Annotated in this window: 25 protein-coding genes; 14 read left to right on the forward strand and 11 right to left on the reverse strand. The window is 70.1% G+C overall.

The genetic code is table 11. The features are described 5' to 3' along the window. Nucleotides 1-786: 786 nt before the first annotated feature. Complete coding sequence (locus ABZ297_RS12990; protein ID WP_355344021.1) at nt 787-1239, reverse strand: Lrp/AsnC family transcriptional regulator; 453 nt, start codon at nt 1237-1239, stop codon at nt 787-789. A 129-nt stretch (nt 1240-1368) separates the two neighbouring features. On the opposite strand from ABZ297_RS12990, the gene ABZ297_RS12995 reads away from it, so the two are divergent. Both ABZ297_RS12995 and ABZ297_RS13000 read left to right on the forward strand, forming a co-directional pair. Next, the gene (locus ABZ297_RS12995) at nt 1369-2256 is read left to right on the forward strand and encodes a phenylalanine 4-monooxygenase (RefSeq protein WP_355344024.1); all 888 of its coding nucleotides are present in this window, start codon (nt 1369-1371) and stop codon (nt 2254-2256) included. 371 nt (nt 2257-2627) lie between these two features. Next, the gene (locus tag ABZ297_RS13000) at nt 2628-3362 is read left to right on the forward strand and encodes a serine hydrolase (protein WP_355344027.1); all 735 of its coding nucleotides are present in this window, start codon (nt 2628-2630) and stop codon (nt 3360-3362) included. Here the strand turns inward: ABZ297_RS13000 and ABZ297_RS13005 are convergent. From ABZ297_RS13005 to pstS, 5 genes are read right to left on the reverse strand one after another with little or no spacing between them, the layout of a single operon-like run. Beyond that, on the reverse strand, nt 3331-4029 hold the full coding sequence (locus tag ABZ297_RS13005; protein ID WP_355344030.1) for a response regulator transcription factor: 699 nt from the start codon (nt 4027-4029) through the stop codon (nt 3331-3333). The genes ABZ297_RS13000 and ABZ297_RS13005 overlap by 32 nt on opposite strands. Nucleotides 4030-4055: 26 nt before the next feature. Next, nucleotides 4056-4832 (reverse strand): phosphate ABC transporter ATP-binding protein PstB, encoded by a 777-nt coding sequence (gene pstB / locus ABZ297_RS13010; protein WP_355344033.1) that lies wholly within the window; start codon nt 4830-4832, stop codon nt 4056-4058. Nucleotides 4833-4847: 15 nt separating this feature from the next. Continuing rightward, nucleotides 4848-5723: a phosphate ABC transporter permease PstA gene (pstA, locus tag ABZ297_RS13015; RefSeq protein WP_355344036.1), complete on the reverse strand. Its 876-nt coding sequence runs from the start codon at nt 5721-5723 to the stop codon at nt 4848-4850. After that, nucleotides 5720-6700 (reverse strand): phosphate ABC transporter permease subunit PstC, encoded by a 981-nt coding sequence (pstC, locus tag ABZ297_RS13020; RefSeq protein ID WP_355344039.1) that lies wholly within the window; start codon nt 6698-6700, stop codon nt 5720-5722. Before pstC ends, pstA begins: the two co-directional genes overlap by 4 nt. A 6-nt stretch (nt 6701-6706) precedes the next feature. Then, complete coding sequence (gene pstS / locus ABZ297_RS13025; RefSeq protein ID WP_355344042.1) at nt 6707-7807, reverse strand: phosphate ABC transporter substrate-binding protein PstS; 1101 nt, start codon at nt 7805-7807, stop codon at nt 6707-6709. Between the two features lie 121 nt (nt 7808-7928). Between pstS and ABZ297_RS13030 the strand changes: the two genes are divergently transcribed. Then, the gene (locus ABZ297_RS13030) at nt 7929-8402 is read left to right on the forward strand and encodes a low molecular weight protein-tyrosine-phosphatase (RefSeq protein WP_350808221.1); all 474 of its coding nucleotides are present in this window, start codon (nt 7929-7931) and stop codon (nt 8400-8402) included. Further along, complete coding sequence (locus tag ABZ297_RS13035) at nt 8389-9174, forward strand: fructosamine kinase family protein (protein ID WP_355344046.1); 786 nt, start codon at nt 8389-8391, stop codon at nt 9172-9174. The genes ABZ297_RS13030 and ABZ297_RS13035 overlap by 14 nt, the downstream gene beginning before the upstream one ends. Here ABZ297_RS13035 and ABZ297_RS13040 read toward each other — a convergent pair. Further along, the gene (locus ABZ297_RS13040) at nt 9171-10004 is read right to left on the reverse strand and encodes a TetR/AcrR family transcriptional regulator (protein WP_355344049.1); all 834 of its coding nucleotides are present in this window, start codon (nt 10002-10004) and stop codon (nt 9171-9173) included. The genes ABZ297_RS13035 and ABZ297_RS13040 overlap by 4 nt on opposite strands. Before the next feature lie 68 nt (nt 10005-10072). Here ABZ297_RS13040 and ABZ297_RS13045 point away from each other — a divergent pair, with 68 nt between their 5' ends. Then, on the forward strand, nt 10073-11776 hold the full coding sequence (locus ABZ297_RS13045) for a right-handed parallel beta-helix repeat-containing protein (protein WP_355344246.1): 1704 nt from the start codon (nt 10073-10075) through the stop codon (nt 11774-11776). Between the two features lie 7 nt (nt 11777-11783). Here ABZ297_RS13045 and hisN read toward each other — a convergent pair whose 3' ends face one another. Next, nucleotides 11784-12575, reverse strand: coding sequence for a histidinol-phosphatase (gene hisN, locus ABZ297_RS13050; RefSeq protein WP_355344052.1), 792 nt, complete (start codon nt 12573-12575; stop codon nt 11784-11786). Between the two features lie 90 nt (nt 12576-12665). On the opposite strand from hisN, the gene ABZ297_RS13055 reads away from it, so the two are divergent. Further along, entirely contained in the window at nt 12666-13121 is a 456-nt protein-coding gene (locus ABZ297_RS13055) for a DUF4442 domain-containing protein (RefSeq protein ID WP_355344055.1), read from the forward strand. 34 nt (nt 13122-13155) lie between these two features. Next, nucleotides 13156-13662 (forward strand): GNAT family N-acetyltransferase, encoded by a 507-nt coding sequence (locus ABZ297_RS13060; protein WP_355344058.1) that lies wholly within the window; start codon nt 13156-13158, stop codon nt 13660-13662. 3 nt (nt 13663-13665) lie between these two features. On the opposite strand, the gene rsgA is transcribed toward ABZ297_RS13060, so the two are convergent. Together rsgA and aroA are read right to left on the reverse strand one after the other, a co-directional pair. Beyond that, nucleotides 13666-14727: a ribosome small subunit-dependent GTPase A gene (gene rsgA / locus ABZ297_RS13065; RefSeq protein WP_355344249.1), complete on the reverse strand. Its 1062-nt coding sequence runs from the start codon at nt 14725-14727 to the stop codon at nt 13666-13668. 163 nt (nt 14728-14890) lie between these two features. Further along, nucleotides 14891-16180, reverse strand: coding sequence for a 3-phosphoshikimate 1-carboxyvinyltransferase (aroA, locus tag ABZ297_RS13070; RefSeq protein WP_355344061.1), 1290 nt, complete (start codon nt 16178-16180; stop codon nt 14891-14893). Between the two features lie 127 nt (nt 16181-16307). Here aroA and ABZ297_RS13075 point away from each other — a divergent pair, with 127 nt between their 5' ends. Beyond that, nucleotides 16308-17123, forward strand: coding sequence for an SOS response-associated peptidase (locus tag ABZ297_RS13075; protein WP_355344064.1), 816 nt, complete (start codon nt 16308-16310; stop codon nt 17121-17123). Between the two features lie 150 nt (nt 17124-17273). Next, nucleotides 17274-17606 carry a TraR/DksA family transcriptional regulator gene (locus tag ABZ297_RS13080; RefSeq protein WP_355344067.1) on the forward strand — a complete coding sequence of 111 codons (333 nt, stop codon included), beginning with the start codon at nt 17274-17276 and terminating at the stop codon, nt 17604-17606. A gap of 46 nt (nt 17607-17652) precedes the next feature. Here ABZ297_RS13080 and ABZ297_RS13085 read toward each other — a convergent pair whose 3' ends face one another. Beyond that, complete coding sequence (locus tag ABZ297_RS13085; RefSeq protein WP_355344070.1) at nt 17653-18393, reverse strand: methyltransferase domain-containing protein; 741 nt, start codon at nt 18391-18393, stop codon at nt 17653-17655. Between the two features lie 121 nt (nt 18394-18514). On the opposite strand from ABZ297_RS13085, the gene ABZ297_RS13090 reads away from it, so the two are divergent. The 5 genes from ABZ297_RS13090 to ABZ297_RS13110 all read left to right on the forward strand — a co-directional run bounded on the left by ABZ297_RS13090 (nt 18515) and on the right by ABZ297_RS13110 (nt 23272). Continuing rightward, the gene (locus ABZ297_RS13090) at nt 18515-19231 is read left to right on the forward strand and encodes a sigma-70 family RNA polymerase sigma factor (protein ID WP_350808231.1); all 717 of its coding nucleotides are present in this window, start codon (nt 18515-18517) and stop codon (nt 19229-19231) included. After that, the gene (gene rsrA, locus ABZ297_RS13095; RefSeq protein WP_355344073.1) at nt 19228-19494 is read left to right on the forward strand and encodes a mycothiol system anti-sigma-R factor; all 267 of its coding nucleotides are present in this window, start codon (nt 19228-19230) and stop codon (nt 19492-19494) included. The genes ABZ297_RS13090 and rsrA overlap by 4 nt, the downstream gene beginning before the upstream one ends. A gap of 9 nt (nt 19495-19503) precedes the next feature. Next, entirely contained in the window at nt 19504-20442 is a 939-nt protein-coding gene (locus tag ABZ297_RS13100; RefSeq protein ID WP_355344076.1) for an NAD-dependent epimerase/dehydratase family protein, read from the forward strand. Between the two features lie 227 nt (nt 20443-20669). Beyond that, nucleotides 20670-22019: an HD-GYP domain-containing protein gene (locus ABZ297_RS13105; RefSeq protein ID WP_355344079.1), complete on the forward strand. Its 1350-nt coding sequence runs from the start codon at nt 20670-20672 to the stop codon at nt 22017-22019. Next, entirely contained in the window at nt 22016-23272 is a 1257-nt protein-coding gene (locus ABZ297_RS13110; protein ID WP_355344081.1) for an HD domain-containing phosphohydrolase, read from the forward strand. The genes ABZ297_RS13105 and ABZ297_RS13110 overlap by 4 nt, the downstream gene beginning before the upstream one ends. Nucleotides 23273-23325 lie beyond the last annotated feature (53 nt).

Genomic DNA, 23325 nt, shown 5'->3' on the forward strand with positions numbered 1-23325 from the left:
CCGGAAGTTAAGCTTCCCTGCGCCGATGGTACTGCACTCGGGAGGGTGTGGGAGAGTAGGTCACCGCCGGACAATCTTTTGGTGAGGGCGGGAAGGGGATCCCTTTGTGGGGTTCTCTTCCCGCCCTTTCTGCTTTGCGGGGAAGTCCGGTTCTCAGGCGAGGAGCCGTGGCCCCAGTTGGCAGGTATCCCGCTGCTCGTAGCCGGCGCCGCACTTGATGTCGGCCCTGGCTGACATCAACGTCTCGGCCCTGGTCTCCACCATTCGGCCATGGGTTTCGCCATGGATCGCGACAGGTCGGCTGGGGAGCGCAACAGGTCACGAGCGCTGCGCCGCCCTCTGATGCGCGGCGGTGGTGCCGTCCCTCGTGCATGGAGTCCCAACACCACTGTCGGCAGGGCGTGTTGCGTGGTCGCCGTGTAAGCCCCCCCATGGTGCTCACGGCAGCCTGAGTGCGCTTGAGGCAGGCCACGAGCGCACGGTGTGACTAGGTAGGGGGCGCGTTGGCCCCGTGCTGTGTGTTGTGGGCGAGGGCCCGTGACGGCGCTCTGCTCTTCGGCTAGGCGTGCATGTGGAGCGCCCGCAGCAGCGTCACGTCGTTCGGCAGGTGCCGTCCAGGGCGACGCGCGGGCTGTGGGCTCTTCGAGGCTGCGGTGGTCTTTGTGTGGCCGTTGCGCGTGTGTCGTTTCAGCGGGTTGAAGATGTCCGCTCGTCATCGGGTAGCCGCGGCTCGGTCGGAAGGGCGGGTTACTGGCCGAGGCCAGGCGCGGGTGGGTGCGTTGGTGGTCAGCGGGACGTCAGCAGGGGTTCGACGCGGTACGGGATCTGGGTTGAGAGCGCGATCGTGGTGTCCGTCCGCTGGACGGCGGGGGAGGCCAGGATGCGCGCGATGACCTCCTGGAGGTGGTCGGTGCTGCGGGCGACCACCCGGCAGAGCAGGTCATGCTGGCCGCTCGTGCCGTACACCTCCAGGATCTGCGGGACGGCGCGAAGGGCCTGGACGGCTTCGTCCAGGCGTCCCTGGGCGATTTGCAGGGACACGAACGAGAGGATCGGGTACCCGGCCGCGGTGGTGGAAACGGTCGGGCCGAAGTCGGTGATCACGCCGCGCGCCGTCAGCTTCTCCACGCGGGCCTGGACAGTGCCTCTGGCTACGCCGAGCAGCCGGGCCAGTTCGGTGAGCCCGATGCGCGGGTGAGCCCGCATGGTCACGAGCAACTTGGCGTCCAACTCGTCCATGGGCGGCCTCCCTCGAGACTGTGCGATTCGACCAGGAGAATGGGGTTATAGGCGTACCTGAGCTAGCGTATCGCTCAGGAGAACTGGGCGCTCTTGCCAGGAAATTTCGGATTTGCTGTTATCTGCTCCATGTTCGAGGAAGCACAGTACTTCGCCCCGGTCGCGGCCAAGGATGACGGTTCGGTGGTGGTCGAGCTGGCCGCGTCGCACCCTGGTTTCGCCGACCCGGTCTACCGGGCCAGGCGCAACGCGATCGCGGGGCTGGCGGTGAACTACCGACGCGGGACGCCGATCCCGGTCGCCGAGTACACCGAGCAGGAGCACGGCATCTGGGCGCTGGTCACCAGGGAACTGGCGGTCAAGCACGACAAGTACGCCACGGCGGAGTACCTCGACGGCGCCGCCAGGCTCGGGCTGCCTCAGGACAGGATCCCGCAGTTGGAGGAGGTCAGCCGGCTGCTCGAGCCGCTGACGGGCTTCCGGTACCTGCCGGCCGCCGGGCTCGTCCCGCTGCGCGACTTCTACGGCGTGCTCGCCGACGGCTACTTCCACTCGACGCAGTACATCCGCCACCATTCCGTGCCGTTCTACACGCCCGAGCCGGACGTGATCCACGAGGTGATCGGGCACGCCAACGCGCTGGCCAACGACCGGTACGCAGCCCTCTACCGGCTGGCAGGGGAGGCGGCACGGCGGGTGGAGAGCGAGGAGGCGCTGGAGATCGTCTCGAAGGTGTTCTGGTTCACGCTGGAGTTCGGCGTGATGTCGGAGGGGGCCGAGCTCAAGGCGTACGGGGCCGGGATCCTGTCGTCGTACGGGGAGATCGAGGAGTTCTGCGGCATGGACATCAGGCCGCTGGACCTGCGGGCCATGAGCACCACCAAGTACGACATCACGAAATATCAGGATGTGCTGTTCCGGGCGGACTCGCTCCAGCACCTGGAGGATGTCGTGGGCGGCTTCTGGGCCACCTGCGACGACGAGTCGATCGCGAAAATGGTGCACGTTTCCCGCTAGCACCGATGTCTGGTTTCTCGCGATAATTCGCGGAAAATCATGAGAAGGGCGGGGACGTGTTATCGCGATTGATCACTGCTGTGGCCCTTCTCCTGCCGATGACCGGGTGTGGCAGCGGCGCCCAGGCGACGGTCGGGCAGCCTGGGGCCGCCGGCCTCCAGCACGCATCGCCCGTCGAGGGGGAGACACGGGCTGAGGAGTTGATCACAAGCCAGGTAGGTGTGAAAAGGGCCGATGGGGCGAAAAGCCCTGAGAGCCTGATGAGGGCTGTGGAAGCGGAGAACCCTGAAGGGCTGACGACAGCTGAGGGGGCCAGGAGCCCAGGGGTGATGGAGGGGGCCGGAGGGCTTGTGGCGAGGGTGGCGCCCGGCGTGCCCAAGAAGATCACCGAGCGTCTGAACCACTACCTGGCAGGACGTCCGGGGCCTGTCACCGCCATGGTCCAGGACCTGGGCACCGGCCGCCTGTATCGCTATCACCGCAACGAGCGTCTGATCACCGCGAGCACCGCCAAGGTGCAGATCCTGATGGCCCTGCTGCTCAGAACGCCGTGGCGCAAGCTCTCCAGGGCGACCAGGCACGACGCCGACCTGATGATCCGCTACAGCGACAACCACGCCGCCGACCGGCTCTGGCTCCGGGTCGGCGGCGCCTCCGGTTTCACCAGGGCGGGCAGGCGGTTCGGCCTGCGCCACACCCAGGGTGTCCCCGGCGACTGCCTGGACCTGTACTGCTGGGGCATCACCAGGACGTCAGCGGAGGACCAGGTCCGCCTGATGAAGGCGCTGGTGTCGAAGAAGAGCCCGCTCCCGGCCAAGGACCGGGCGCAGGTGCTCAGGCTGATGGGCAAGGTCGTCGACGGCCAGAACTGGGGCGTCAGCGCCGCCGCCTGCAAGGGCGACCGGGTGGCGCTCAAGAACGGCTGGCTGAAGCGCGTGTCGACCAAGCGGTGGGCCGTGGTCAGCGTCGGGGTGATACGTGGCCACGGCCATGACTACGCGGTCGCCGTCCTCAGCGAGGGGAGTGCCGAGGTGGGGTACGGCATAGCGACGGTGGAGGGCGTCGCCACGCGCATTATGCGGTCGTTCCGGAAATGCCGGGCGTGACGAGGCGGTAGCCCACGCCGCGGACGGTCTGGATGAGCTGGTCGTCGTTGTCACCGAGCCGGTGACGCAGCCGTTTGACGTGCACCGCGATCGTGTTCGTCGAGGTGTTGGCCGCCGCGTGCCAGACGTGCCGCATGATCTGCTCGCGGGTCACCGTCCGGTCGGCGTTGCGCATCAGGTAGTGCAGCAGCTCGAACTCGCGCAGCGGCAGGTGCACGGCCCGCCCGTCCACCCTGACCTGGTAGGCCTGGATGTCCAGCTCGACGGGGCCGACCGCGAGCACCTTGCGCCCCTCGGGGGAGGCGGCCTGGATGAACGGGAGCAGTTCGGGCACCCGGTACGGGCGGGCGACGCAGGCCGCGGCTCCGGCCGCGAGGGCCGCCACGGCCTGCTCCGCGTGCCCTTCACCGACGCCCAGGAGCACCGGTACGGCTCGTGAGAGCCGCACCGCGCGGACGAACTCCACCGCGTCGATGACCGGCAGGGTGGCGGCGACCAGTACCACGTCGGGCTGCAGCGCTCCTGCTTGCAGCAGCCCCTGGGCGCCGTCGCCGACGCCCGTCACGGCCACGCCCTCGCGTTCGAGAACCGCGGCCACCTCCTCCACGACGGCCCAGTCGGGGTCGGCGATGAGCAGTACGGGCTTGGTCCTCGTGTCCCCGTTCACCGTGGATGCCGCCTGCTGGTGGATCATCAGCCGAAGCGCCCGGTGATGTAGTCCTCGGTCGCCTTCTGGGTGGGGTTGGTGAACATGCGGGAGGTCTCGTCCATCTCGATGACCTTGCCGGGCTTGCCCTGCGCGGCGAGGTTGAAGAAGGCGGTCCTGTCGCTGACCCGGGCGGCCTGCTGCATGTTGTGGGTGACGATGACGATCGTGAACTCGTCCTTGAGCTTGGCCATCAGGTCCTCGATGGCCAGCGTGGAGATCGGGTCGAGGGCGGAGCACGGCTCGTCCATGAGCAGCACCTCCGGCTTGACGGCGATCGCGCGGGCGATGCAGAGCCGCTGCTGCTGGCCGCCCGACAGCCCGGCGCCGGGCTTGTTGAGGCGGTCCTTGACCTCGTTCCAGAGGTTGGCGCCCTTGAGCGACTCCTCCACGACGCCGTCGAGCTGCGACTTGGCGACGCGGCCGTTGAGCCGGAGCCCGGCGGCGACGTTCTCGTAGATCGACATCGTGGGGAACGGGTTTGGACGCTGGAAGACCATGCCGATCATCCTGCGTACCGAGACCGGTTCGATGCTGGGGGCGTACAGGTCCTCGCCGTCGAGCAGCACCTTGCCCTCCACCCGCGCGCCCGGGATGACCTCGTGCATCCGGTTGAGCGTGCGCAGGAACGTCGACTTGCCGCATCCGGACGGGCCGATGAAGGCGGTGATCGAGCGCGGCTCGATGGTCATCGAGACGTCCTCGATGGCCTTGTGCGACCCGTAGTAGGCGTCGAGGCCCGAGACCTGGATCTGCTTAGACATTTCTGCGGATACCCCCTATCGGCCCCTGGACGGCGCTCGCCACCGGGCGATGAGGCGCGCCACCAGGTTCAGCAGCATGACGATCAGGATGAGCGTGAGGGCTCCGGTCCACGCCCGGTCCACGGCGGTGTCGTTGGGACGTCCTGCCTGGTCGAAGACGAAGAGGGGAAGCCCCATCTGCGGCCCGTTGAACGGGTCGTTGTTGATGGAGTCGGTGAAGAACACGGTCAGCAGCAGCGGCGCGGTCTCGCCCGCGACCCTGGCCACCGCGAGCATGACACCGGTGACGATGCCGGTGAAGGCGGTCGGCAGGACGACCCGCACGATCGTTCGCCACTTGGCGACGCCCAGCGCGTACGAGGCTTCGCGCAGGTCGTTGGGGACCAGGCGGAGCATCTCCTCGGCCGATCTGACCACGGTCGGCATCATCAGGATCGACAGGGCGAGCGCGCCGGCGAAGCCGGAGAACGGCATCCCGAGGAACAGGATCCAGAACGCCAGGATGAACAGGCCGGAAACGACAGAAGGGACGCCGGTCATGACGTCCACGAAGAAGCTGATGTATCGGCTCAGCCGGTCGCCGTTGCCGTACTCGACCAGGTAGATCGCGGTGAGCAGGCCGATCGGGACGGAGATGAGTGAGGCCAGCAGGACCTGTTCGAGCGTGCCGATGATCGCGTGGTAGGCGCCGCCGCCCGCGTCCCGCGCGCCGATGTTGCGCATCGAGTGGGTGAGGAACTCCAGGTCGAAGCGGGCCAGGCCGTTCTTGATGACGAGCCAGAGCACCGAGACGAGCGGCACCACCGCCAGCGCGAACGCGAGGTAGACCAGCCCTTGGACGATGCGGTCCTTGATGCGTCGGCTGGTCGAGATGTGCTGGATCGTGGTCATGCGCCGGCCCTCGCGAACTCCTTGCGGCGGTTGATGACGAAGCGCGCGCCCATGTTCACGAGCAGGGTGATCAGGAACAGCACCAGGCCGGAGGCGATCAGCGCGCCACGGCCGATCGGGGTGGCCTCGCCGAAGCCGTTGGCGATGTTGGCTGCGATGCTGTTGGCGTGCGGGGTGAGGATCTCGAAGGTGATGTCGAAGGTGGCGGGGAAGATCAGCGCGACCGCGATGGTCTCGCCCATCGCCCGGCCCAGGCCGAGCATCGCGGCGCTGATGACGCCGGGGCGGCCGAACGGCAGCACGGCCATTCTGATCATTTCCCAGCGGGTGGCGCCGAGTGCGAGCGCCGCCTCCTCGTTCATCTTGGGGGCCTGGAGGAAGACCTCGCGGGAGATGGCCGCGATGATCGGCAGGATCATGATCGCCAGCACGATCGCGCCCGCGATCATGGTCTTGCCGCCGACGGCGCCCTCGCCGGCGAACAGCGGGAACCAGCCGAGGGTGTCGTTCAGCCACTGCGACGGCGTCTTGAGCAGGGGAACCAGGAAGGTGATGCCCCACAGGCCGTAGACCACGCTGGGGACGGCGGCGAGCAGGTCCACCAGGTAGCCGAGCGGGCCGGCCAGGCGGCGGGGCGCGTAGTGGGAGATGAACAGGGCCACGCCGACCGCGATCGGGGTCGCGATGACGAGCGCGAGTGCCGAGCTGAGGATCGTGCCGAACGCCAGCGCGGCGATGCCGAACACCTGGCTGCCGTTGGGGTCCCAGATCAGCTCGGTGAAGAAGGAGCCCTTGTTCGCCTGCAGGGCGGGGATGGCCTCGCTGATGAGGAAGACGGCGATGGCCGCCATGATCGCCAGCAGGACGATGCCCGCGCCGGTGGCCGCGAACCGGAAGGGACCTTCACCATGGCTGCGCCGCGAGGCGGGCCGGCCCGTGGCCGGCCCGCCCCCGCGGGTACGGACGTTTGTCGTCATGAGTTGTTAGGAGATCGCCTCGACAGCGGAACGAACCTTGGTGAGCAGGGTGCCTGAGAGCGGGGCGTAACCCAGGTCCTTCAGCGCGGCCTGGCCCTCGTCGCTGGCGGTGTAGGTGAGGAAGGACTTGACCAGCTTGGCCTGGTCGGCCGGCAGGCCCTTCTCGCAGGTGATCTCGTACGTGACCAGGACGATCGGGTAGGCGCCCGGGGTCTTGGTGGCGTAGTCGATGCTCAGCTTGAGGTCGTTGCCGGTGCCCTTGATCTCGGCGGTCTCGACCGTCTTGGCCGCGCTTTCGGGCGACAGCTCGACGAACTCGCCGGCGCCGTTGGAGACCTTGGCCTTCTGCAGCTGGGAGTTCTCGGCGTAGGCGAGGTCGACGTAGCTGATGGCGCCCTCGCCGCCCTTGACGCTGGACGCGATCTGGTCGGAGCCCTTGGCGCCCTGGCCCTTGGCCTCGGCGGGCCACGCCTTGGCCGGCTCGTACGGCCAGTCAGCGGTCGCCTTGAGGAACTTGGTGAAGTTGTCGCTGGTGCCGGACTCGTCCGAGCGGTGGAACGCCTGGATCGGCGTGGAAGGCAGCTTGGCCTGCGGATTGTCGGCCTTGATGGCCGCGTCGTCCCACTTGGTGATCTTGCCGTTGAAGATGGCGCTGAGCGTCTTGGGCGACAGCTGCAGGCCCTCGACACCGGGCAGGTTGTAAACGATCGCGATGGGGCCGGTCACCATCGGGATGTTGATGGCCTTGCCGGTCTTGCACCGGGCGTCGGCCTGGGCGGGCTCGCCCTTGTCGTCCTTGAGGGCCGAGTCGGAGCCCGCGAAGGCGACCGTTCCCTGGATGAAGGCCTGCACGCCCGCGCCGGAGCCGCTGGGCTGGTAGTTCAGGCTGACCCCAGGGTTCTTGGCCTGGAAGTCCTTCTTCCACTGGTCGATCGCGGGGCCCTGGGCAGAGGAGCCCGCGGCGTTGATCGTGCCGCCGTTGTCGTTGCCCTGGGCGGTAGCGGCAGAGGTGCTCGTGCCACCAGTGCCGTTGTTGTCTGTGCCGCACGCAGCGAGCGAGAGCGCGCCGACTACGGCGACGGCGGCGAGCCGGCCTGCATACTTCACGGTTGGGTTCCTCCCACTTGGTCCTTAGTCGACTCAGAAATTACGCAGGCAAAGTGACTCAAGCCCCCCATCGAGGGTGAACGTTCGGTGAACGCGCCCGGTCACCGTCATGATGGGCTCTATGACCTACCGCGTGATCCTGGTGTGCATGGGAAACATCTGCCGTTCACCCATGGCCGAGGTGGTGCTCCGCAGGAAGCTGGCCGACCACGGGCTCGGGGACCGGGTTCTGGTCGAGAGCGCCGGAACCGGCGGTTGGCACGCCGGCGACCCGATGGACGAGCGGGCCCTGCAGACCTTGTCCGAGCACGGATACGACGGCTCGGCGCATCGGGCCAGGCAGTTCACCGACGACTGGTTCGACCGCTACGACCTCGTGCTGGCCATGGACCGCGACAACCTGCGGTTTCTGCGGCGGATCGCGCCCGGCGACGCCGAGGTGCGGCTGCTGCGGTCGTTCGACCCTGACGCCCCCGAAGGGGCCGAGGTGCCCGATCCGTACTACGGCGGGCGGGAGGGCTTCGAAGAGGTGCTGCGCCTCGTGGAGGCCGCGTGCGAGGGCGTCGCCAAGCATGTCGCCGATGAGATCGACTGAGGATCTTGGCTCGTCGCACGGCTGGCGGCTGCGGCGCGGCGTGCTGGACGACGGTCGCGAGGTGTTCGTCAAGGACGGGGCCCCGCCGCCGCTGATCGCGTCCGAGGCCGCGGGGCTGCGTTGGCTGGGTGAGGCGATCGCGGTGCCCGAGGTGGTCGAGGCCGACGGTGACCGGCTGGTGCTGTCGTGGGTGGCGGAGGAGCCGCCGACCGCCGCCGCTGCCGAGCGGTTCGGGCGTGATCTCGCGCGGCTGCACCTCGCGGGCGCGCCCGCCTTCGGCGCGCCCTGGCAGGGGTTCATCGCGGAGCTGCCGATGGACAACTCGCCCGCCGATGACTGGCCGGACTTCTACGCCTCCCGCCGCGTCCTGCCGTTCCTTCGGCGGGCGCGCCTGTCGTCCGGGGACGCCGGCCTGGTCGAACGGGCTGTGGAGCGGTTCGCCGAGGTCGCGGGGCCGCCGGAACCGGCGGCGCGCGTCCACGGCGACCTGTGGAGCGGCAACGTGCTGTGGTCGGGCGGCACCGGGGTGGTCGTTGACCCGGCGGCGCACGGGGGGCACCGGGAGACCGACCTGGCGATGCTCGCGCTGTTCGGTGCGCCGTTCCTGGACCGGGTGCTGGGGGCCTACCAGGAGGTGGCGCCACTGGCCGACGGGTGGCGGGATCGGGTGCCTTTGCACCAGTTGCACCCGCTGCTCGTCCACGTCGTGCTGTACGGCGGGACGTACCGGTCGAGCCTGATGCGGGCGGTCTCGCAGGTGCTCGCCCTCTAGGGGGTGGCGCGCTTGCGGTAGGCGCGCTGCTGGCAGGCGCGCGAGCAGTACCGGCGGGGCCGTCCGGACGGGGCGCCCTCCAGAACCGTGCCACAAACCCGGCAGGTTTCATCACGCTTTTCATCACGCTCTTTGATGAGCACCTCGATGCCGTCCAGCACGCGCCGCAGGCCGAACTCGAAGGAGTCCTCGGGCTGGTCGTACCCGCCCGCCTCCCACAGGTAGGAGAGCGTCGGGTAGCGGTCGAGCCGCTCGTAGAGCGAGTCGCGGGCGCCCCACCACTCCTCCTCGCTGACCCCGCTGTGCCGCTCCTCCCTGGACGTCTCCACCAGCACCAGGGCCTCGGCGTCGATGAAGCGGCCGACCAGGCCCACCACGGCGATCATCTCGGCGGGTCTCAGCCCGGTGCCGGCGACCGTGCTCAGCATGTACTCGTAGAGCGCGACGGCGTTGGGGCCGGGCACGTGACGGGTGCCGCGCACCTCGGCCAGCCACGGGTGCCGCCTGCGCAGGTCCCAGGCCGCGCGGGCGCACGCCTCCAGCCGGGCCCGCCAGCCGCCCTCCTGCGGGCCCGTCAGGGGCTGCTCGCCAAGGACCGCGTCGCGCATGAGGTCGACGAGCTGGTCGCGGCCGGGGACGTGGCGGTAGAGCGACATCGTGGTGAAGCCGAGCCGGTCGGCCACCTTGCGCATGGACAGGCCCTCCAGGCCCTCGGCGTCGGCCAGCTCGATGCCGGCGCACACGATCCGGGCCAGGCTCAGCCCTGGGCGGGGCTCGCGGCCGCCTTCGTGCCACAGCAGCTCGACGACGCGGTCCGGATCTCTCGTCATGTGTGCGCTCCTCTCGTTTATGGTGCACTACTACGTGTACGCCATATACAGCAAAGGTGATGTCTGTGATGTTCCATTTCCACGTCGCCCCTTCGGGTGACGACTCCTGGCAGGGAACCCAGGAGCGGCCCTTCGCCACCCTGGAGCGCGCCCAGGCCGCGGCCCGTGAGGTTACCGGTGACGTCGTCGTCCACCTCGGGGCGGGTACGTACGCGCTGTCCGCGCCCCTGGAGTTGACCGAGGCCGACTCCGGGGTCGTCTACCAGGGCGACGAGCGCGGCGAGAGCGTCATCAGCGGCGGGCGGGAGATCGGCGGCTGGCGGGAGCGCGACGGCGTGTGGCTGGCCGACGTCGGCGACCTCGAAACCCGCCAGCTCTACGTCGACGGCCGCAGGGCCGAGCGGGCGGCCGTCGACGCCCTCCCCGGCACGGTCGCCGTAACCGAGACGGGCTACACGACCGACAGCACGGACCCGCAGGGCTGGCACAGCCCTGGCGACGTCGAGTTCGTCTACCGGGGCGTCTACCCCTGGACCGAGGCCCGCTGCGGCGTGGCCGCCGTCACCGGCGACGCGCGCTCCACCGTGATCACCATGGCGCAGCCCGCCTTCGGCTGGGCGGCCGAGCTGTACAACGCGGTCTGGGGTGGCCAGTCGTCACGCGGCTTCGGCCTGCCCACCAGGGTGGAGAACGACGCGAGCTTCCTGACCGAGCCCGGCACGTTCGTCCTGGACCGCTCGTGTCCCGGGCGGCACGTCCTGCGCTATCTTCCCCGGCCAGGCGAGCACCCCGAGCGCACCCGGGTGGTCGCGCCGGTGCTGGAAACGCTGCTCCGCGCCGCCGGCACCCGGAACGTCCGCTTCGAGGGGCTGATGTTCGCGGACGCCACCTGGTTGCGGCCGAGCCGCCCGGAGGGCTTCCTGCACTACCACGGGAGCGGCTACTACGACGGCGGCGCCATCGACCGGGTGACCTTCGGCGAGGACGCGTCCGTGACGATTCCCGTCGAATCGTCTACCATCCCGGCCTGTGTGGTGCTGGAGGACACCGCCGGGATGGGGTTCGAGGGGTGCCACTTCACCCGGCTGGGCGCCACCGGGCTGGGCCTGTCCGGGGGCGGCGACGTCACGGTGCGCGGGTGCGACTTCGACACCCTCTCCGCGTCCGCCGTGGCCGTCATCCGGAGCCGTGACGTGCTGATCGAGGACAACCGGATCCGCCGGATCGGCCTCGACTACCCCGGCTCTCCCGGCATCACGCTCTTGGGCACACGCCGATGCACCGTCGCACAGAACGAGGTCAGCGACGTGCCTTACTGCGGGATCGTGGCGGGCCCCGGCGAAGGCACCCGCATCCTGCGCAACCTCACCGCCGACACCATGACGGTGCTGGCCGACGGCGGCGGCGTCTACCTGTCCGGCCCCCAGGGCGACTCCCACGACAACGGCGCCGTCATCCGGGGGAACGTGATCAAGGACACGCGCACGCCGTACAACTTCGCCCTCTACACCGACTACGGCGCCTCCTGGGTCACGGTGGAGGAGAACGTGGTCATGCGCGCAGACAACACCTCGGTGCTGCAGGTCAGCCCGCCGTTGGAGCACGTCGTCTACCGGGGCAACTTCTGGGACGCCGACCCGCTCGGGCACGACAGCCCGCCGGAAGGCGTCACCTACGAGGGCAACACCACGATCGCCGACGAGCGGAAGCTGAACGACGTCACGGCCGCCATCCAGGAGCGTGCCGGGCTGTTGCGGCGCCGGGAGCCGTGAGCCGGGCCTAGTGCGCGGTGCCGCCGAGCCGCTTCAGCACCTCGTCGTGCAAGGAGCCGTTGGTGCAGACCAGGCTGCCGCCCTCCAGGCTGGGGACGCCCGCGACGTCGGTCCAGACGCCACCGGCCTCCTCGACGATCACGGTGAGCGCCGCCATGTCCCACGGCGACAGCTCGGGCTCCGCGGACACGTCCACGGAGCCCTCGGCGACCATCATGTGCGACCAGAAGTCGCCGTACGCCCGGGTACGCCAGCAAGCGCGGCCGAGGTCGAGGAAGTTGCCGAGCTTGCCGGCCTTCTCCCAGCCGCCGAAGCTGGAGTAGGAGAAGGACGCGTCCTCCAGGGCGGCGACCGAGGACACCTGCATGCGGCTGGCCTTGGTCAGGCTCTTCCCGGTCCAGGCACCCCCCTCGGCCACGGCCCACCAGCGCCGCCCGAGCGCCGGGGCCGACACCAGGCCCACCACGACCTTGCCGTGCTCCATCAACGCGATCAGGGTCGCCCACACGGGGACGCCGCGCACGTAGTTCTTGGTGCCGTCGATCGGGTCGATGATCCACGACCTGGCGCCCCAGCCGGTCTTGCCGAACTCCTCGCCTACGACGGCGTCCCTGGGACGGGCGCGCCGCAGCGTTCCGCGGATCGCCTCCTCGACCGCGCGGTCGGCGTCGCTGACCGGGGTAAGGTCCGGCTTGGTCTCGACCTTGAGGTCGACCGCCTTGAACCGGCGCATGGTCAGGTCGTCGGCGGCGTCCGCCATGACATGCGCGAGGCGTAGATCGTCGTTGTAACCCTGCACGGTTAGTCACGCTACCGTGCCCAGTGTGCCGAACATCAGTCAACCGGGGTGCCTTTCTGGTAAGTCCGATTCCGGTTACTCGCCAGTAGCATGGGGAGCATGTCATTCGATGTCGGCGGTTTCCTGCTCCAGACCGTGCCCTTCGCCCGCACGCTGGGCATCACGTTCGACTCCGCCGGCGACGGCCGCGCCATCTGCCGCCTGCCGGACCGTCCGGACCTGCACAACCACGTGGGCGGCCCGCACGCGGGCGCGCTCTTCACGCTCGCCGAGTCGGCGTCGGGCGCCGCCATGCTGTCGGCGCTGGCGGACCAGCTCTCCCGCGCGGTTCCGCTGGCCACCACGGCCGTGATCCACTATCGCAAGCTGGCGATGGGGGAGGTGGTGGCCGAAGGACGGCTGCTCGCCTCGCGCGAGGAGGTGCTCGCCGATCTGGACGCGGGAAAGCGGCCGGAGTTCGACGTGGCGGTGGACGTCAAGAACGCCGACGGCGTCGTGGTCGCCGCGCTCACCGTCACCTGGACCCTCCGTCCCAACAGAACCTGACCACCGACGATCACCGATGAGGCGACCAGACGTCATGAACGCCATCAGAGCCCAGGCCCTGCAGACCGACCGGCTGCTGCTGGTGCCGCTGCGGGTCGAGCACGCGGAGGAGATGGCCGAGGTGCTCGCCGACCCGGCCCTGCACACCTTCATCGGCGGCGCCCCTGAGACCCCGCAGGGCCTGCGCTCCCGCTACGAGCGGATGATCGCGGGATCTCCCGATCCGGGCGTCTCCTGGTGCAACTGGGTCATCCAGCTCCGCGACCCGGCCTGCCTGGCGGGGACCGTCCAGGCCACGATCGGCCCCTCGGAGACGGGGCTCACCGCCGAGATCGCCTGGGTGGTGGGCACGCGCTGGCAGGGCATGGGCATCGCCACCGAAGCGGCCATGGAACTCGTCGCCTGGCTCCGCCGGCAGCAGGTGGACGCAGTCATCGCCCACATCCACCCGGACCATCACGCCTCGGCCGCGGTCGCCAGGGCCGCGGGGCTCACGCCCACGGACGAGTGGCAGGAAGGCGAGGTCCGCTGGCGGCTGTGACCCCTACGGATGTGCCTCGTCGGGTGCGCCCTCACGGCCGGAGTCGGGTGCGCCCTCGCGGCTGGCCAGAAGACGGCGCAGCGACTGGAGCCGAGCCTGGTCGGCGTGGCCCTCGGTCACCCACGCGTCGAGGGCGCAGCCGTCGCTCAGGTGCGTGCAGCCCTTGGGGCAGTTGACCGTGCCCTCCACCAGGTCGGGGAAGCCCGCCAGGACCGTCTCCACCGACACGTGGGCGAGGCCGAAGCTGCGCACGCCCGGCGTGTCGATGATCCAGCCGCCCTCCGGGAGTTCGAGCGCCACCGCCGAGGTGGACGTGTGGCGGCCCCGCCCCGTGACCGCGTTCACCTGGGAGACGGCCCGGTTGGCGTCGGGGACGAGCGCGTTGACCAGGGTGGACTTGCCGACCCCCGAGTGACCCACCAGCACGCTGACCCGGCCGGCGAGATGGTCGTGCAACTCGGCCAGTGAGCCGCCCTTGTGGACGACGACGTGCGGCACCCCGAGCGGCTCGTACAGCGCCACCAGCTCGTCGGGCGGCGCGAGGTCGGACTTGGTGAGGCAGAGCAGGGCGTCGATCTCGGCGTCGAAGGCCGCGACCAGGATGCGGTCGATCATGCGCGGCCGCGGCGGCGGGTCGGCGAGCGCCGTGACGATCACCAGCTGGTCGGCGTTGGCCACCACCGGACGCTCGATGCCGTCGGTGTCGTCGGTGTCGTCGGCGGAACGGCGCAGCATCGAGCTGCGCGGCTCGACCCGCACCACCCTGGCCAGCGTGTCGGGACGCCCGGACACGTCGCCGACCAGGGCGACCCGGTCGCCCACGACGATGCCCTTGCGGCCCAGCTCGCGCGCCTTCATGGCGACGACCAGGCGGCGTTGTTGCTGCTTGCGCTTGGCGCCCTTCGCCCGCTCCGGCTCGACCAGCGTGGTGTAGCGCCCCCGGTCGACGGCCACCACGAAGCCCTCGACCGCGTCCTCGTGCGCAGGACGGATCCGGGTCCGCGGCCGGGACCCCTTGCCCGGCCTGACCCGTACGTCGTCCTCGTCGTACTCCCGCTTCCTCAGCGGACTGCTCCCATGCGATCACCCAACCTGCTCGAACCCCGTCGTGACTCCTGTTGTGGCCCCTGTCGTGACCATCGTGCACCAGACGCGCCCGGACCAGCGGGCGCCGCGCTTCCCGTGCCCACGCCGGCGACGCCTACACGGTTCGGGCCGGAGGTCGGGGTCACGAGCCGTCCAGCAGGGACAGCCACATCTGGTCGAACCCTGGAAGGGTCTTGCCCGTCGTCGCGATGTTCTCCACCTCGACGCCGGGGACCGCCAGCCCGATCACCGCGCCCGCCGTGGCCATGCGATGGTCGTCGTAGCTGTGGAAGACGCCGCCGTGCAGCGGACGCGGGCGGACGACCAGCCCGTCGTCGGTCTCCTCCGCGTCGCCGCCCAGCCGGTTGATCTCGGTGACGAGCGCGGCCAGGCGGTCGGTCTCGTGGCCGCGCAGGTGCTCGACGCCGCGGATGCGGCTCGGCGTGGACGCCAGCGCCGCCAACGCCGCGATCGTCGGCGTCAGCTCGCCCACCTCGCGCAGATCGGTGTCGATGCCCTCGATCCGCCCCGAGCCGCTGAGCACGAGATCGGCGCCGCCGTCGGCCGTCTCGCGGAGTTCGACGGCGGCGCCCATCTCCGACAGGAGGTCGCGCAGGGAGTCGCCGGGCTGGGTGGTCAGCAGGGGCCAGCCCGGGACGGTGACCGTGCCGCCCGTGACCATCGCCGCCGCCAGGAACGGGGCCGCGTTGGACAGGTCGGGCTCGACCACCCACTCCCTGGCGGCGATCGGGCCGGGCTCGACGCGCCACACGTCGGGCTCGCTGTCGTCGACGGTGACGCCCGCCTCCCTGAGCATCTGCACGGTCATCTGGATGTGCGGCTGGGACGGGACCGGCGGGCCGACGTGGCGGACCGTGACGCCCTTCTCGAAGCGGGCGGCGGTCAGCAGGAGGCCGGAGACGAACTGCGAGGAACCCGAGGCGTCGAGGGTGACCTCGCCGCCCGTCAGCGGGCCGTGGATGGTGAACGGCAGGGCGTCGTTGTCGACGTGGGCGCCCAGGGCGCGCAGCGCGTCGAGGATCGGGCCCATCGGGCGCTTGCGGGCGTGCGGGTCGCCGTCGAAGGCGACCGGGCCGTCGGCCAGCGCGGCGACCGGCGGGACGAAGCGCATGACCGTGCCCGCCAGGCCCGCGTCGATCTCGGCGCCGCCGCGGATCGGGGCCGGCCTGACGTGCCAGTCGACGCTCGTGTCGGTCTCGTCGGCGGCCACCAGGATGGGCCCGAGGGCGCCGAGCGCCGCCACCATGAGGTTGGCGTCGCGGCTGCGCAGCGCCCGCCGCACGACGCTCGGCCCGTCGGCCAGCGCGGTGAGCACCAGCGCGCGGTTGGTCATCGACTTGGAGCCGGGCAGGCGGACCGAGGCGGCCACGGGAGTGGTCGCGGTCGGGGCGGGCCAGTGCGGAACGGGCATGGTCAAAGCCTACTGTCCCTGGTATGTGGGGGTCACAGCCTGTGGACGAGCGCCGTCAGGGCGTCATGGGCCGCGCCGACCCGTCACCAACGAGGCACCCAGCCGCCTTCCGTGGCAGTGTGGTGGCATGTGCGGTAGATACGCGTCGGCGCGGAACAAGCACCAGCTGCTGGAGGAGTTCCAGGTCGAGCTCGACGGCGACCCCGACAAGGAGCTGGGGCCCGACTACAACGTGGCGCCGACCAAGAACGTCTACGCCGTCCTCAGCCGGGTGCCGAAGGGCGCCGAGCGGGGGGTGCGGCAGCTCAGGATCATGAAGTGGGGCCTGGTCCCCGCCTGGGCGAAGGACCCGTCGATCGGATCGCGCATGATCAACGCCAGGATGGAGACGGTGGCCGAGAAGCCGTCCTTCCGCCAGGCGTTCGCCAAGCGCAGGTGCCTGCTGCCGGCCGACGGGTACTTCGAGTGGATGCCCGTTGAGCCGGAGCGCAGGAGCTCGGGCGGAGAGAGCGAGGAACGAGCCGACGAGGACCGAAGCGGGCGCGACCGTAAGAACGCCAAGAAGAAGCAGCCGTACTTCATCCACCCGGCCGATGGCGGGGTGCTGGCGATGGCGGGGCTCTACGAGTTCTGGAAGGACCCGTCCCGTGCCGACGACGACCCGCTGAAGTGGCTGGTGACGTGCACGGTCATCACCACCGACGCCGAGGACGACCTCGGGCGCATCCACGACAGGATGCCGATGATGATCGAGCGCGGGCGCTGGGCCGAGTGGCTCGACCCCAAGCTCAGCGACCCGAAGCGGGTGTCCAGCCTGCTGGTGCCCGCCCAGTCGGGAGGGCTGGTCGCGGACCCCGTCTCCACCGACGTCAACAACGTCCGCAACAACGGCCCGGACCTCATCAAACCTCGGGACCCCGACGAGGAAACCGCTCTCTCCTAAGGTGTAAAACACCCGCTAACCGGGCATCCGCTGAGGAAAGCGATGCATCCGTTCACACGGAGTCACCGCCACAGATGTCCCAAAAGCGCGCCGGGCGGACTGCCGGGGAGTCTCGCCCCAGGCTTTCCCCTTACCCGGAGGTGCGGATTCGTGAACGGCGCGACCGCTCGTGAGCGGCTTCAGGTGATGCTCGCCGAACTGGACCGATCGATCGGGGTCCTGCGGGGGGACCCGGTGGCGGTCCGCGAGCACTCCGCCGCGGACGCGGGCTCCGACCTGACCGACGCGGACCGCGCCCAGGCCATGCTGACCGTGGCCACCACCCAGCGCACGGCCGTGCTCGCCGCGCTCAAGCGGCTGGACGAGGGCTCGTACGGCCAGTGCGTCGACTGCGCCGGGGCGGTGCCGGAGGGCAGGCTGGAGGCGCGCCCGGAGGCGGCTCGCTGCGTGCAGTGCCAGGGCAAGACGGAGCGCCGCCGCTAGCGACAGGCCGGCCCCGACGGGCGCCGGCCTCGGGCGGCCCGTGTGGCTAGCTCTTGCGGACGCTGGCCACCAGGTGGATGCCGACCGTGTCGTCGTCGTCAGGGTGCGCCTCCAGCTCGGTGCGCACCAGCCAGGCCAGCGACCTGGAGTCGGAGCCGAGCACGTGGTCGACCGTCGAGGGCGACAGGACCGTGCGCGGGCGCATCCACTCGACCTCGAGCCCGGCGCCCAGCACCAGCTCGCGCAGCTGCCCGCTGCTGAAGCAGCGCGTGATGCTGCCGTCGGGCCACGGCACCAGCATGACCTCGCCGGTCTGCCGCAGGTGCTGCCACTGCTCCTGCTCGGCCAGGATCGCCATGCCGAGCACGAGGGAGTCGACGCAGACCAGCGCCCTCCCGCCCGGACGCAGCACCCTGGCCACGTCGCTCATGGCCGACTCGGCCATCAGCTCGATCGACATGGCCCGCTCCTCGGCGAGCACCGCGTCGACGCTCTCGTCGGGGAGGAAGGCGAGGTCGTCGGCGCGCACGTGGCGCACGCGGTCGGCGTCGCGCAGCCGCGACTGCCCCTCGACGGTGCGGCGGAAGTCGAGCACCTCGATCACCCGGTGGCCGGCCCTGGCCGCGTGGCCGGACCAGCGGCCACGGCCGCCCGACAGGTCGAGTATCACGGAGGACTCACCGGGTAGCCATCGGCTCAGCTGCTCGGCGACGACGGCACGATAGAAGGTCCAGTACGGCCCGAGGGTCCCTGAGCCGTTCAGTTCCTCGGCCGGAATGGGCAGCACACGCGACTCCTGGGTTCCGGAAATTGGCTACCAGCCGGTACGTATGGTTTTCCCCGCACCGGGGCGTTCGTCACTTCTATCTTGCGGGAACAGACGAGCACGCGGGTGTGTTGCGACGAGCATGCTCACATTGCTCGGCCCCCTCCCCAGTGACCGGCCGGTCGCTGACGAGCGGGTATTCTCCCCTGAGTACGGTGTACCGCCAAAGCCGGCCACCGGTGATCTTAGGGGGGTGGGTCCGGTGCCCGCGACAGGCGCGGAGACTCTGGAACAGCGAGGCGAGCGGTTCGAGCGCGAGGCGATGCCTTACCTCGAGCAGCTCTACTCCGCCGCGCTCCGGATGACCCGGAACCCCGCTGACGCGGAGGACCTGCTACAGGAGACCTTCGCCAAGGCGTTCGCGTCGTTCCATCAGTTCCAGGAGGGCACGAATCTCAAGGCGTGGCTCTACCGGATCCTGACGAACACGTTCATCAACAGCTACCGCAAGAAGCAGCGTGAGCCCAAGCAGTCAGGCACCGAGGAGATCGAGGACTGGCAGCTCGCGCGTGCCGAGTCGCACACCTCGACCGGCCTGAAGTCCGCCGAGGTCGAAGCGCTCGAGCACCTGCCCGACGGCGACATCAAGCAAGCGCTCGCCGCGCTGCCGGAGGAGTTCAGGATCGCGGTCTATCTGGCCGACGTCGAAGGATTCCCGTACAAGGAGATCGCCGACATCATGGGCACCCCGATCGGTACCGTGATGTCCAGGTTGCACCGTGGTCGCAGGCAGTTGCGAGGGCTCCTTGAAGACTATGCCCGCGAGCGTGGCCTGGTCCCGGCGGAGGGATCGAAATGAGCTGTGGCAAGCCGCACGACACCGACTGTCGCGAGGTGCTGGACAAGGTCTACGCCTACCTTGACGGTGAGCTGACCGAGGGCGACGTGGCCGAAATCCGCGTGCACCTCGACGACTGCGGTCCGTGCCTGAAGGAGTACGACCTCGACAAGGTGATCAAGCAGCTCGTGGCCAAACACTGCGGCTGCGACCCGGTGCCCGCCGACTTGAGATCGAAGGTGCTTGCCCGCATCGCGCGAGTGAGATCGGAGCTGTCCGACTAAGATTCCCCCATGCGCGTGCTTGTCACCGGGGGTGCCGGGTTCATCGGGTCGAATCTCGTCGATCGTCTGCTGTCGGAGGGGCACGAAGTCGTCGCCGTCGACGACCTTTCCACAGGGAGCAGGGAGAATCTCAGCGAGGCCGCCAAGAGCGATCGTTTCCAGCTGCACGAGCTCGACATCCGCGATCCGGCGCTGATCGGGCTGGCCACCGAGCTGCGCCCCGAGGTGATCTGCCATCTCGCGGCGCAGATCAGCGTCCGCAAGAGCGTCGCCGACCCCGTGCACGACGCCAGGCTGAACGTCGAAGGCACCGCGTCGGTGCTCACCGCGGCCCACCAGGGCAACACGCGCAAGGTGCTGTTCGCCTCGTCCGTCGCGGTGTACGGCAGGCCGTCCGCGATCCCGGTGCCCGACGACGCGCCGGCCGACCCCCGCTCGCCGTACGCGGCCTCGAAGCTGAGCGGCGAGACCTACCTCGCCACGTTCCGCGCCCTGTACGGCATCGAGTACACCACGCTGGTCCTGTCCAACGTGTACGGCCCGCGCCAGTCGCCTGACGGCGAGGCGGGCGTGATCGCGATCTTCACCGACGGCCTGCTCAGCGGCACGCCCACAGTCGTCTACGGCGACGGCACGCAGACCCGCGACTACGTCTACGTCGAGGACGTCGTCGACGGCTTCGTCAGGGCCAGCGGCCAGGGCGGCAACGGCCGCAGGTTCAACCTCGGCACCGGCATCCAGACCACCGACCGCAGACTGCACTCGCTCATCGCCGACGCCGCGGGCTCCCCCGACAAGCCCGGCTTCGCGCCGCCGCGGCTGGGCGACCTGCCCGCGATGGCCGTCGATCCGGTGCCCGCCTTCGACGGGCTCGGCTGGCAGCCCCGCGTCGACCTGTCGACCGGCCTGAAGAACACCGTCGAGTGGGCGCGGAGTCGCCCCAGGTAGTGGCTTGATTACGCTTTGCTTGCGATTCGCGACTCGGCAGGTGCCTCACGTCTCGCCTTCTGTAGCGTGTGCCACAGAAAACGACGTGGAGGCAGGTGGATCTTGAAGGCTATGGTCGCGCGGCTGATCACCGCCATCGTGCTGGTCACCCCCGTGGTTCTCCTGATCGGTGGCGGCGGGGTCTTGCCACCCGGGGTGTCCTGGACCTGAAATCGTTAGGGGCCGCAATGCGTGATCTGCCGTGGCCTGCGAGGGTCTACCTGGTCGCCGTCATCGGGGCGGCGGCCGCGCTCATCGCCCGCAGCGTGGTCACGTCCGGGCACCTGGTCACCCAGGACGACCTGGGCGTCCTGCTGGTGCTCGCGCTGCTGTTCCTGGTGTGCGAGTCGATGCCGACGTTGCTCAACGTGGAGCAGTTCGCGGTGTCGGTGAGCTTCTCGGCGTCGCTCGCCGCCGTGGTGCTGATCGGGCCGGAAGGCGCGGCGCTGGTGGGCCTGACGGCGGTGCTGAGCGTGCGTCCGGGGCTGCCGCTGATCAAGCGGCTGTTCAACGGGGCGCAGTTCGCGATCTGCGGGTACGCCGCCGGCTGGGTCTACCAGTGGCTCGGCGGCGCGGTCGGCGTGCCGCAGGTCAACCAGTTCGACCGCCTCATCGGCCCGTACGCCGCCGCGACCGCCGTGTTCGTGCCGCTCAACATCCTGCTGACGCTGACCATGATCGGTCTGGCCACCAGGGTGATGGAGGTGCCGATGCGGGGCATGGTGCAGTTCCTGCTGTCGTACCTGGGGTACGGCACCTTCGGGCTGCTGGTGGCGGGGCTCTGGGCGACGGTGGCGTCCATCTCGGCGGTGCTGGTGCTGCTGCCGCTGTTCGTCGCGCGCTGGGCGTTCGGGCAGTACCACGCGCAGCAGCGCTCGTACGACGCCACGATCGCGGCCCTGTGCCAGGCGGTCGAGACCAAGGACTACTACACGCGCGGCCACTGCACCCGGGTGTCGCTCGCGTCCACCATGATCGCCCAGGAGGTCGGCATGGGCCTGGAGCGGCTGCGCGCCATCCGCTACGCGGGCATGCTGCACGACGTCGGCAAGCTCGGCGTGCCCACCAAGGTGCTGCAGAAGGACGGCCCGCTCACCGAGGAGGAGTTCGCCGCGATCCAACTGCACCCGATGCGCGGGCTGGAGATCGTGCGGGGCATCGACTTCCTGGACGAGGCGTACGCCGGGATCATGCACCACCACGAGCGGCACGACGGCAAGGGTTACCCGATGGGGCTGGCAGGCGACGAGATCCCGGAGTTCGCCAGGGTGATCGCGGTGGCCGACGCGTTCGACTCGATGACCTCCGACCGCTCCTACCGCGGCGCCCGGCCGGTCGAGGTGGCCGTCCAGGAGCTGCACAAGGGCGCGGGCACCCAGTTCGACCCGGTCATGGTGACGGCGTTCACGCGGGCGCTGGAGCGCGAGCCGTGGCAGCCGCCACGCCGCGTCGAGCCGCCGCCGCCCGACGCCGCCGAAGCGCCGACCAAGGACCACGACGACCCGACGATGCCCATCCAGGTGGTGAGCGGGCCGTGACCCGCGCCTTCCGGGGTCTCGACTCGGGGCAGTTGCTGCTCATCTGCGCCGCGGGTCTGGTGGCGGTCGCGGGCGTCGCCCAGACGGCCGCCGTCGGGCTCGACCGGCCGGAGATCGCGGTCGGGTTCGGCGCGCTGATCGCGGTCGGCGAGCTGGCCAGGCTGACCATGCCGGGCAACAGGGAGGTCGCGCCGATCGGGGCCGCCGCCGCGCTCGGCTACACGCTGCTGCTCGACCTGAGCCAGAACCCGCTGCGGCACTCCGCCCTCCAGGTGGTGGCCGTGATCGCGGTCGGGATGATCGCGGGCGCGCTGCCGCACCTGGCGGTCGGTCGCCCGCCGCGGCTCGACGCGATGGCCCGCCGCCTGCTCACGGGCGCGATGCTCGCCTTCGCCTTCCGCCCGCTGGCCGACCCGCTCTACCGGCTGACGCAGCCGCCCGCGTCGACCTGGTGGCCGGCGCTCGCCGTGATGGTCGCGCTGATCACGGTGACGCTGCTGGTCGACGTGCTGATCGCGGCCATGCTCCGGGCCGAGCAGGTACGCACCGCGTTCAGGGTGGCGGTGCGCGACGAGCTCAACATGGCCTTCCCGCTGGGGGCCGCGGTGGCGTCGTCGGGCGTGCTGCTGGCGCTGGCCACGCACAGCATGGACCTGGTCGCGCTGCTGGTCTTCGCCGCGCCGCTGCTGGTGACCCAGGTGGCCTTCCGCAAGTACGCCGGGATCCGCGCGACCTACCTGCAGACCGTCCGCGCCCTGTCGCGGGTCACCGAGGTCGGCGGGTACGTCGAGCCGGGGCACTCGCGCAGGGTGAGCCGCCTGGCGGTGGCGATCGGCCGCGAGCTGGGCATGGCCGAGCCGGAGCTGCTGGAGCTGGAGTACGCCTCGCTCATGCACGACATCGGCCAGCTCTCGCTGCGCGACCCCATTCCGGGGGGCGCCACCGTCCTGACCGAGCCGGAGCAGGCGCGGCGCATCGCCGAGCTGGGGGCCGAGGTGATCAAGCAGACGGGCGTGCTCGACCGGGTGGCGGAGGTGGTGCGCCGCCAGTGCGACATGATGGCCGACGAGCCGCCGCTGTCGAGCCGGATCATCAAGGCCGCCAACGCCTACGACGACCTGGTCGGAGGGTCCACCGACCGCGACCGGGCGAGCGCCGCGCTGGAGCGGCTGCGCCTGGCGGCCGGTGCCGCCTACGATCCCGATGCGATCGAGGCGCTGTCCCGCGTCGTCGACCGAGCCGTCCGGCTGTGAAGGTCGTTGTGGGATTTCTACAGATCGCGCTCTCCGGTTCGGTGATTTAGGGG

The sequence above is a fragment of the Nonomuraea sp. NPDC005983 genome, assembly GCF_040614375.1.
Classification (GTDB): domain Bacteria; phylum Actinomycetota; class Actinomycetes; order Streptosporangiales; family Streptosporangiaceae; genus Nonomuraea.